This window comes from Campylobacter sp. CNRCH_2014_2452 (assembly GCF_025772865.1).
Classification (GTDB): domain Bacteria; phylum Campylobacterota; class Campylobacteria; order Campylobacterales; family Campylobacteraceae; genus Campylobacter_D; species Campylobacter_D lari_D.
This window is the reverse complement of record NZ_JAKMSX010000019.1, coordinates 1-9,805: the sequence shown is the minus strand read 5'-3', so window position 1 is coordinate 9,805 and position 9,805 is coordinate 1. Positions and strand designations below refer to the sequence as shown.

General features: G+C 28.1%; 9 protein-coding genes and 1 pseudogene. 2 read left to right on the top strand and 8 right to left on the bottom strand.

Annotated features, from left to right (window positions below; genetic code table 11):
• Positions 1–982: pseudogene (locus L8X38_RS08250) on the bottom strand (DUF2920 family protein); the annotation flags it as partial.
• Positions 983–1,043: 61 nt separating this feature from the next.
• Between L8X38_RS08250 and L8X38_RS08245 the strand changes: the two are divergent.
• A complete protein-coding gene (locus L8X38_RS08245; RefSeq protein WP_263661751.1) occupies positions 1,044–2,540 on the top strand; it encodes an amino acid adenylation domain-containing protein in 1,497 nt (498 codons plus the stop codon).
• Here L8X38_RS08245 and L8X38_RS08240 read toward each other — a convergent pair.
• From L8X38_RS08240 to L8X38_RS08215, 6 genes are read right to left on the bottom strand one after another with little or no spacing between them, the layout of a single operon-like run.
• Complete coding sequence (locus tag L8X38_RS08240; RefSeq protein ID WP_258108305.1) at positions 2,537–3,295, bottom strand: phosphocholine cytidylyltransferase family protein; 759 nt, start codon at positions 3,293–3,295, stop codon at positions 2,537–2,539. The genes L8X38_RS08245 and L8X38_RS08240 overlap by 4 nt on opposite strands.
• The gene (locus L8X38_RS08235) at positions 3,292–3,891 is read right to left on the bottom strand and encodes a gamma-glutamyl-CDP-amidate hydrolase (RefSeq protein ID WP_263661753.1); all 600 of its coding nucleotides are present in this window, start codon (positions 3,889–3,891) and stop codon (positions 3,292–3,294) included. Before L8X38_RS08235 ends, L8X38_RS08240 begins: the two co-directional genes overlap by 4 nt.
• Entirely contained in the window at positions 3,888–6,212 is a 2,325-nt protein-coding gene (locus L8X38_RS08230; RefSeq protein WP_263661750.1) for a PEP-utilizing enzyme, read from the bottom strand. Before L8X38_RS08230 ends, L8X38_RS08235 begins: the two co-directional genes overlap by 4 nt.
• A 12-nt stretch (positions 6,213–6,224) precedes the next feature.
• Positions 6,225–6,998, bottom strand: a complete 774-nt coding sequence (locus tag L8X38_RS08225; protein ID WP_263660016.1) for a class I SAM-dependent methyltransferase — start codon at positions 6,996–6,998, stop codon at positions 6,225–6,227.
• Positions 6,999–7,047: 49 nt separating this feature from the next.
• Entirely contained in the window at positions 7,048–7,815 is a 768-nt protein-coding gene (locus L8X38_RS08220) for a class I SAM-dependent methyltransferase (RefSeq protein ID WP_263661749.1), read from the bottom strand.
• Positions 7,802–8,326, bottom strand: a complete 525-nt coding sequence (locus L8X38_RS08215; protein ID WP_263661748.1) for an adenylyl-sulfate kinase — start codon at positions 8,324–8,326, stop codon at positions 7,802–7,804. The genes L8X38_RS08220 and L8X38_RS08215 overlap by 14 nt, the downstream gene beginning before the upstream one ends.
• A gap of 108 nt (positions 8,327–8,434) precedes the next feature.
• Here L8X38_RS08215 and L8X38_RS08210 point away from each other — a divergent pair, with 108 nt between their 5' ends.
• Complete coding sequence (locus tag L8X38_RS08210) at positions 8,435–8,659, top strand: acyl carrier protein (protein ID WP_087698989.1); 225 nt, start codon at positions 8,435–8,437, stop codon at positions 8,657–8,659.
• A gap of 20 nt (positions 8,660–8,679) precedes the next feature.
• On the opposite strand, the gene L8X38_RS08205 is transcribed toward L8X38_RS08210, so the two are convergent.
• Positions 8,680–9,723: an acyl carrier protein gene (locus L8X38_RS08205; RefSeq protein WP_263661752.1), complete on the bottom strand. Its 1,044-nt coding sequence runs from the start codon at positions 9,721–9,723 to the stop codon at positions 8,680–8,682.
• Positions 9,724–9,805 lie beyond the last annotated feature (82 nt).

Here is a 9,805-nt window from a genome sequence, read left to right as displayed (position 1 = left end):
ATTTAAGGCTTTTAAAATTTCTATCATAGAAATTTTATGATCAGCTGGAGTTAAGTCATCTTTAGCACTATGATAACTTGTATAAATAATATTTTTATTCTTTTGAGCTTGTAAAATCAAATGATCTTTATTAAGTAAAGCTCTTATTAAATAATTTTCATCAGCAAAATAATAAGGTGAGTTTGGGTTTTTGCGTGTCCAATAAGTTTCCACATAACAATGAACTTTACTATTTAACTCATCTTCGTTTAAAATAGCATCACCTTTATTTAAATCCCTTCCTATGATATATCTTAATGGAGGCAATGCAGCACCTGAATTATCTATTACTCCATCTACATACCAAGGAGCTATTTTAGCACACATTAGTGCCACTAAGCCACCGTATGACCCCCCCCCCGTAAATTTTAGGTAAAGATTTAAATTGAGGATAATTTTTTATTATATCTTTTAAGGCATTGATATGATCGATAGCAGGCATAATGGCAAAATTATTATACTCATTGTTGGGTGGGATAAAAGTTACAGATAACTCAACCTTATAGTCTTGATTTAAAATTCCTTGTTCTTTTAATACACTCATTTTTTGATCAAGAATTTGATAATATTTTTCTATATTTTTTGTATTATCTAGCACTTCAAATTCTATTTCAAAATCCCTGAAAGCCTTTTCAAATGTTCTTATATCGTCTAATAAAAAAGTCATTTCAGCGCTATATTTATCCACATCAGAAACTCTTTGGCAAAAACAATGATAAAATACATTTACAGCTACTACATCAAATTTTTTAGCTATAAAATTTCTATAACTTTCTAGAAAATGTATATTTGCATTTGCTCCAAATCCACCTATGATAAAAACAATAGCTTTCATTTGCTTACTATCATCATAAGTAATTCTATATTCTAATTTACTTTCTCTTTTTATATTTAATTCTACATCATCACAAGAGTCTATAAAATAAGTTTCATTTTTAAGCATGTTTTTCTTTCTTGATATTATAATTTATATGCTATTATAACTAAAAAAATCAAGGAAGCTCATGACAACTCATATCAATGATTTTTTACAAGAAAGTGTTGCTAAATTTGGAAGTAAAAATGCTTTTGTTGAGTTTAATGGTAGAAGTATAAGCTATAAAGAATTTGATGATTTAAGTAAAAAAATAGCAAGTAAAATTCTTTCTAAACTTCCTACTAAAAATACACAAGATCCTGTATTAATCATACTTCCTAAAGGGATTGATTGTCTGCTTTCTTTTTTTGGTGTAGCAAAAAGTGGAAATTTTTATACACTTTTAGATGAAAAAAGCCCTAAAGAGCGTGTAGAAAAAGTCATAGAAGTTTTAAAACCAAAGCTTTTAATTACTTCTAAAAAATTAAATTTAGATTTTAGTCTTGATATCATTTTTACAGAAGATTTTGAAAGCTTTGATATAAATGAAAATGCTTTAGAAAAAGCTTTAAACGATCACATAGATACTAATTTACTTTATGTCTTTTTTACAAGCGGAAGCACAGGAACTCCAAAAGGAGTAAGCATAAGCCATAAAAGTGTGATTGATTATACTTTTTGGGTATGTGAAACTTTTAAGCTAAGCCATGAAGATATACTTGCTAATCAAGCGCCATTTTACTTTGATAATAGCATATTAGATATATTTAGCTCTGTTAAAATGGGAGCTACGCTTCATATACTGCCTAATCATCTTTTTGCTTTTCCAAATAAAATTTTAGAGTATCTAGAACAAGAAAAAATAACAACAATTTTTTGGGTACCTTCAGTGCTGATTTATTTTGCTAATACCAATGCGGTAGATAGCACCAAATTAAAAAATTTAAACAAAATTCTTTTTTGTGGTGAAATCATGCCAAATAAACAACTCAACATTTGGCGCAAATACCTTCCTAGTGCTTTATTTGCTAATCTTTACGGACCTACTGAAATTACCGATGTATGCTCTTTTTACATAGTTGATAGGCAATTTAGCGATGATGAGCTTTTACCTATAGGAAAAGCTTGTAAAAATACCCAACTTTTAGTCTTTGATGAAAATTTAAATTTAATTACTCCAAGTCAAGTGAGAATTAAAGGCGAGCTTTATGTAAGAGGAACTTGTCTTTCTTTAGGCTATTACAACGATAAAGAAAAAACAAAGCAAGCTTTTGTGCAAAATCCTTTGCATGATAATTACCTAGATTTGCTTTATAAAACAGGTGATGTGGTAGCTTATAATGAATTTGGTGAACTTTTATATTATGGACGGATAGATCATCAAATCAAATATATGGGTCATCGCATAGAACTTGGAGAGATAGAAAGTATTATCAATTCTCATGAGAATGTAAGAAATTGTGCTTGTATTTTTAAAGAAGAAATTATTTGCTTTTATGAAAGTAAGGAAGAGTTAGATTTTAAAAACTTTTTAAAAGACAAACTCCCTGTTTACATGATACCTAAGAAATTTGTTAAAATAGAACAATTTACTTTAAATGCAAATGGGAAGATTGATAGGAAAGTTTTGAGTAAAAACTCTTAAATCTCCACTCTTAAATCGCTCATAAAATCTATCTCGCACCAATTTCCATTGATTTTTATAGCTTTTGCATTTTTGTATTTATTTATTAAAATTTGTAAAAAACTTGTCATATACATATTTTTAAAATCTTTTTCATCATAAAGTAAAGTTCTATCAAGCTCATCATAAGTTTTTAAAACTTCTTTTAAAAAATGATGAGAAAATTTAAATAAGCCTATATATTGCCCTTGAATTTCATCATAACTTTTTGCTTTTTTGCCAAGCTCTACTATAAAATCATCATGTAATTTTAAAGTTTCAGCATCATCAAGTGGATTTTCAAACCTTTTTAACCATAGTTCTTTCCAAGCTTTATCCACAATAACAGCAAAATCATCTTTTGATTGTTTGAGTTTTTCTATACTATCTTTAAAATAAACTATATCAGCGTAAGAAACAATCAAATCTTGCTCATCCTCAATACACTTTTGCAAAAAATCTCTAGCACAAAATAAAGTCTGGACCATATTAGTTTTATCATAGTTTTCATTTTTATAAAACAACTCCAAATTATGATTTTTACCCACATAATCCTTTAAAACATCAAATAAATATCCACCAACTACACATATCTCATGAATATTATTTTCTTTTAAAGCTTGAATTTCATAGTCTATGATTTTTTTATTTTTATATTCAACCATACATTTTGGATTGTTCTTTGTTAAAGGCATTAACCTTGAACCAAACCCTGCTGCTAAAATTATAGCTCTCATTTTATATCCTTTAACCACGCATTAAAAATACTTTTTTCGCTCATACCATTTTCTCTTTCAATATGCCACATTAGACCGTAAATACTAAATTTTTTATGCTTAAAAGCTTCTATTGTTTCATCTTTTGCATTTGCTAACGCCTCAAGCTCATTACCTAATGTTTTAATAGCAAAATTATGATATGAATTAACATTAATTATTTGATCTTTTAAATACACTTCATGATTTCCAACATGATCTTTACAAGGACAAATAGTAGAATTAAAATAAGAAGCGATCATCTGTGCTCCTTTACAAACCCCAAGTAGTGGAATGTTATTTTGCATACAATGTTTTATAATGTTTTTTTCATACTCATCTCTTTTTTGATTAATAAAAGAAAATTTACAAGAGTTTAAATCATTACCCCCACTTAAAATCACAGCACTAATACTAGAGATATAATTTTTAAAATCAATTTCATAACTCAATGGAAGAGGCAAAAACTCACTTAATTCTTTTTTAAAAAAACTTCCCCAATCAAGTGCCAAACACTCTCTTAATTCATAATAATCTTGATTTTCTAAAATTCTTTGACTAATAGCTATAAATTTCATAGACAAAATATCTGCTCACTTTGACAATCAATTTTAATTTTTTTTGCTTGAAGATATTTTTTAAAATTCTCTTCACCTACACCAATAACAGCAGGCATAGCAAGTTCAGAAGCTCTAATAGCCATATGTGAATTTGCACCACCATAGCAAGTGATAAAACCTGCAATATCTTTAGTAAATAAATAATCATATCCAGGATCAGCTGCATAGATTAACACTATCTTGCCTTTTAAATCTTGTTCATTTTCTAGAGCAATATTAGCACTAATGCTTTTTTGCGTGATAAAATTTGGATGAATATAGCTAGTAAAAAACCCAAATATTTGATGTGCATCAGTTAGTAAAGCCGGAAGTTTTATAGCTAAACTTAATTGATATTCTTGTTTGTTTTCATTAATTTCACTCAAAAATTTATCTTTTGGATTTTTAGAATACACACTAGAATACAAATTTAAAATACTCTTAATATCCAAATGGGCCATATCTTCTTTAGATATTCCATAATAATTTCCAAGATCCTCTATCAGTGATATAGCTTTAGATAAGAGCTTGCTAAATTCAAATTTAATAAATTCGCGTCCTTCTATAGCTATTTTCAAAAAGCTAAAAAATTCTTTTGCATTAACTTCAATTCCATGTTCTTTTAAAATTTGATCAAGTTTTTGCAATTTATCATCGCTAATCTTAAATTCCTTTTCTTTTTGAATTTCACTTTTTTGTTTTAAATCAAAATACCCATCAAAATCCTCATCATACCTTGGAGATAAAATATTATAAGTCCCTGCTCTTAAATGACCAAATTGTTTTAAAAAATCTTGTTTGTTATTTTCATTTAAAGTTGCTAATTCATAACTCAAAGTTTTACTAACGGTGTGGAGAGAATTTAAAAATTCATTTTTTTCTTCTTTGCTAAAAAATCTAATTTCCACCAAAGAATTAAGCATAGTCATGGCCACAAACGCAGCCCTTGCAACACCAGCAAATGGTAATGTTCCATATCTTTTACACTCTTCTAAAAGCCAATAAATTTTATCTAATGGTGAAAAATCTGAATGCATAATATTTTCATAATATACAATCATTTGTTTTGATTTTTCTATATCTTTTAAACATAAGCCATTTTTAATATTAACAATAGAATTAGTAAGATTTAATAAAGAAAATTCAATGCGTTTAATTTCATTTTTATTAAAACCATGATCTAATAAGCATTCTAATTTATCAACCATATGAAAATCATAACAAGAAAATACTATATCAAATTCTACTTTATCGTGCAACTCATGATTTTCATATAATTTATCTAAATAATAATTAACTAACTTTTTAGCAATACTCTCATCCAGTGTTTTTGGTATAAAAGAATTAAAAGAAAGTCTCACATCTACATAAGGAATACCTAAAAAAGAATGGATTAAAGGGTGCGATCTTAAATCTCTATAGCCATAATTATTTCTTTGATAAGCCCAAATATTATCTGTAATGATTTCTTTATAAAGACTAAAAGCTAATCTTTTTGGTCTAAGTCCTATAATTTCTGCTGGATTCCAATCAGGCATTACACCAAAAATGGCTTTATCTCCAAGCACTCTAGATCTTGGTTCTTGTAAAGATACAAATCTTTTATAAAGTCTATGTAAAGCTTCTTTAGGCAAGTTATTAAAAAGATTAATTTTTTCTTGCATTATTAAAGGTCTAACTTGCAAGCAAAAAAGTTCATCTTGCTCATTAAAAGCAAATTCTACATCTAAAAAATTACAACCATATAAACTTTCAAGTTCTTTTAATAATAAAATAACTTTTTGCATATATGGATCTTTTATATCTTCATTTTCACGGTAGTGAAAATATGTTTTAGCATTTTTAGCACTTCCATCTGTAATGGAACTATTAGAGCCGTTTTCATCATATTCTATACAAAAATATGGAGCAAAATTATCCTTATCTACACTAAAAGCAACACCACATTTTTTAATATCTAAAAGCATAGGTTGGATTAGAATTTCATCATTCTCACTAGGCATAGAATGACCTACTTTTTCTAAAGCATTAAAAAGTTGGCTTTTATCATTAATATCTACATTAGCCAAACTTAGAAAAGCTCCAGCATTGGAGCTTTTTAAACTATCTTCGCTATTAGAAGAACTACGGATGATTAGTTTTTTCGCATTTAGATTGATAATTTTTTTAAGCACTTCTTCTTTATCTTGAATGATTTCTTTTAAAGAAGTGATAACTACATCTAAAACTTTTGCATTTTTAAGTATATTTTTTAAATTCTGTAAATTTCTTGCTTTTGTTTGAAAAACTAATCTATCCATAATATCACTCTTTTATATTTTTTTTGCACTCCAAGCTCTTGTTGTATATTTGATATCAAATTCACCTGGTAATTCTTGTTTTAACTTATCAGTGATTTTCTCAAACAACTCATTACCTTCTTTAGTCTCAAGATCCCAATAAGGATTTTTTACACTTTTCCAAGCATTGATATAATTATCTACACTTTGATGAAAGTAAAAATCTTCTTCCAAATAAATAATATTATCAAAAAGCTCTTTATGTGCTTCTATAATAGGGCGTTGATCTTCTCTTCTTGTGCCTCTTGTATAATTTGGAACAAAACTAACAATAATATCTTCTGCTATTTTTTGAATAGGATCATTTAAATCTCTATGATTCCACATACAAGTAAAATAACATCCTTTTTTGAGTAATCTATGACTTTCTTTTAGTGCCATTGATCTATCCATCACATTAAAGCTACTTCCAAAGCTCACCCAATCAAACTCTCCATCTTTTAAAGTAGAGTCAATACCGGTAGCTCTTACCCATTCTACATCTTGACCTTGAGTTCTTTCTATACCAATTTCACGCATTGCATCATTTGGCTCAACCGCTACCACTTTACAAGCTCTCTCTAAAAGCATAATACTTAAATTCCCTGTACCTGCTCCAATATCTGCAACTTTTATCTTTGAACTTTGACTAGTTCTTTTAGCAAGCTCTACTAGCATATCTATACTAAGTGGTGCATAATTTGGTCTATATGAATAAAATTTTGCATGCTTAGTATAATCCCAAACTTGTTCTACTATTTTTTCCATTTTTTTCCTTTAACTTTAATAGCAAAGCTAAAAAAGCTAAAGGATTTTACTATGCCTTATGCACCGTCCATGCACGGATTTTATAAGGAATTTCAATCATATCCATAGAAGAAATTTTATTTTCTATCATTTTTAAAATTTCTTCCCATCTAGCTTTTCCAGCTTGTGCTTGAATATCATTTACAGAATGCCAAGCCCCAAGATAACGCTCTTTACTCCAAAGCTCTTTATAATCGCACTCCATAAAAAAGCAATCCTTGAAATCTCCAGTACTTACTAAGATTTCTTCCCAATTTTTAACATTTTGCACCCCACTACTTACACGAGTAAGCTCTGGTATAATATGTTTAATTTCCTCTTCAATTTCATAAAACACAGAGCCTTTAGCTATATGGCGTGGATTCCATATAGCAGTGAAATACCCCCCCCCTGTAAGCACTCTTGCAAACTCAGGTAAGGATTTTTTAGGATCTGTCCAGTGAAAAGAACTGGCCATGATTACCCAATCAGCATAATTACTAGGCATGGTAGTTTCTTCTCCACTGCCTTTATACCAAGTAATATTTTGTGAATTTTGAGTAAATTTAATACCCTCTTCACGCATATTATCATTTGGCTCGACTGCATCTATACAAAGGTTAAACTCATCAGCAAGCATTTTAGTAAGCTTTCCCGTACCCGCACCTACTTCTACAACTTTTAATGTGCTTTTATTTTGGTCATTTACACATTTTATGAGTTTTTCTATAAGCATACTTGAGTATGCTGGTCTATTGTGATAATGTTTTGCAACTTCACTAAAGTCACCTTGTTTCATGAAACTCCTTTGTTACTAAATCAAATATTATATCGACCTTTTTATCTAAATTATCCTGCAATGAATTATCTAGTATAAAATGTGCATTTGGTTCATCATATTTTACATCAACACCTACAACATTTTTAATTTCACCATTTAAAGCTTTTGTATAAAGTCCTTTTTGATCTCTTTTTATTAATTCTTCCATTGGACATTTAATATAAATCTCAAAATAATTTTTTAAATTTTCTCTATTATGTTTATAAATTTCATTAAACATAGATATGGTTGTTACAACTACTATCATACCTTGATCATTTAAAAATTTAGCAAATTGGGATCTTTTTAATGCTACATCTATACGACCTTGCTTATCATAGCTATAATGTCCTAGTAAATCTCTTAATTCATCTCCATCAAGATAGATAATGTTTTTATGTTCATTTTTTAATTTCTCATATAATGCTTTACCTATAGTACTTTTTCCACTACCTGCTAAACCTGTAAGCCAAATAACACTTGCAATCATTTAAAACTTTCTCAAATTAATAAAGATAATATATTATCAAATTCTTATAAATTTCAATATTAATAAGATATAATAATCATTATTATTTTAAACAAAAAAAGGATAAATATGCAAAATATTAAAAAGTTTTTTATGAACATAGAGAGAACCGATATTGATGAAACAATGCAAAATTTAGTAAGTGAAGACATTATAGATAGTATTGATATTATGGCTTTAGTAGCTGAAATTGAAAAACACTATGGAAAAAGTCTCAATGCTGAATTTATAAGTCCTGAAAATTTTGAAGATTTTCAAAGTATCAAAAATATGCTAGAAAAAGCATATAATTAACGCAATGTTAAAACATTGCGTTAATTACTTTTTAAAGACTGGATAATTTTATTTTTAGACACAATAATTTCTGCTATAAAATCAGCTATTTTATCCCAATCACTTTCTTTGGTTTGGGTTAAGGTTGGATTTTCTTCATACTCATCCCAATTAATCGGCTCAAATAAGCTTTTTCTGTGTGGAAAATACTTAGCTCTAACCCACTCAAGTGAAGGAGCATAATAATCAACATAAGCTTTTGCTATTTCTTTTTGCACTCTAAATTTCAACCTATCCTCATTAGCACCTTCAAAAATTTTTCTAGCCGTATAAAGTAAAGAATTTATGTTTTGCCCATGCAAATCTTTTTTTATAAGTCTTCCTTGAAGCTCCATACCTAAAAGATTAAAACTTTCATTTTTATTTTGCTTTAATGAAAATTCATCATCCCATTCTAAACCTAAATGATATACAAAATCTTTAAGTAATGTTCCGCCAACATATTCTTCCTTCAAAAGTCTCACTATTAAACTTTTTTCACCAAATACTTCTATATGGCTCTCGCAAATCCACTTATAATCAAATATATATTTTCTAGGATGCTCATCAGGCTTAAAATCAGCACTATAAAACCCCATATTATTTTTAATATCTTGAGAACAATGAGAATTTAAATATCCAAGAGTATCTCTAAAGTAAATAATTTCATAAATTTCATCAAATCCTAAAGCATTTAAAACACTTTTAAGAATTTCTATATGTCTTTTAGTAGAAAAATCCCAAACTATCCCTTCTGCAGAAAATATAAATTTCTTATCTTTATGTATTGTGGCCTCTATTTTGAAATTCTCAACAGCCTTAATCAAACGCACATCTTCTAAATCGTCCAATGGATTTTGACTTAATTTATCTTTTTTTATAAGTTCTAAAACTATATCGACTAAAACCCAATGTCTATTTGCCATTCTAAGAGATTTTGGATAGATATAACCTTGTTGCAAAAGTTTATTTTCATTTTGCATTAAAAAGCCTTGTCTTTCTTGATTGCCACTATTGGTTGTTCCTATACTAATATACGCTGTCATTTTTTCCTTTTCATATTTTAAAAATCTATATCTAGTAATTATATCAAAATCACATAATTTCCAATATAAATTTATTACCCTT

Coding starts and splice junctions, on each gene's coding strand:
- L8X38_RS08240 (WP_258108305.1), bottom strand. CDS start 3,295: ATGAGAGCTATAATTTTAGCAGCAGGGTTTGGTTCAAGGTTAATGCCT.
- L8X38_RS08205 (WP_263661752.1), bottom strand. CDS start 9,723: ATGACAGCGTATATTAGTATAGGAACAACCAATAGTGGCAATCAAGAA.
- L8X38_RS08215 (WP_263661748.1), bottom strand. CDS start 8,326: ATGATTGCAAGTGTTATTTGGCTTACAGGTTTAGCAGGTAGTGGAAAA.
- L8X38_RS08210 (WP_087698989.1), top strand. CDS start 8,435: ATGCAAAATATTAAAAAGTTTTTTATGAACATAGAGAGAACCGATATT.
- L8X38_RS08230 (WP_263661750.1), bottom strand. CDS start 6,212: ATGGATAGATTAGTTTTTCAAACAAAAGCAAGAAATTTACAGAATTTA.
- L8X38_RS08225 (WP_263660016.1), bottom strand. CDS start 6,998: ATGGAAAAAATAGTAGAACAAGTTTGGGATTATACTAAGCATGCAAAA.
- L8X38_RS08245 (WP_263661751.1), top strand. CDS start 1,044: ATGACAACTCATATCAATGATTTTTTACAAGAAAGTGTTGCTAAATTT.
- L8X38_RS08220 (WP_263661749.1), bottom strand. CDS start 7,815: ATGAAACAAGGTGACTTTAGTGAAGTTGCAAAACATTATCACAATAGA.
- L8X38_RS08235 (WP_263661753.1), bottom strand. CDS start 3,891: ATGAAATTTATAGCTATTAGTCAAAGAATTTTAGAAAATCAAGATTAT.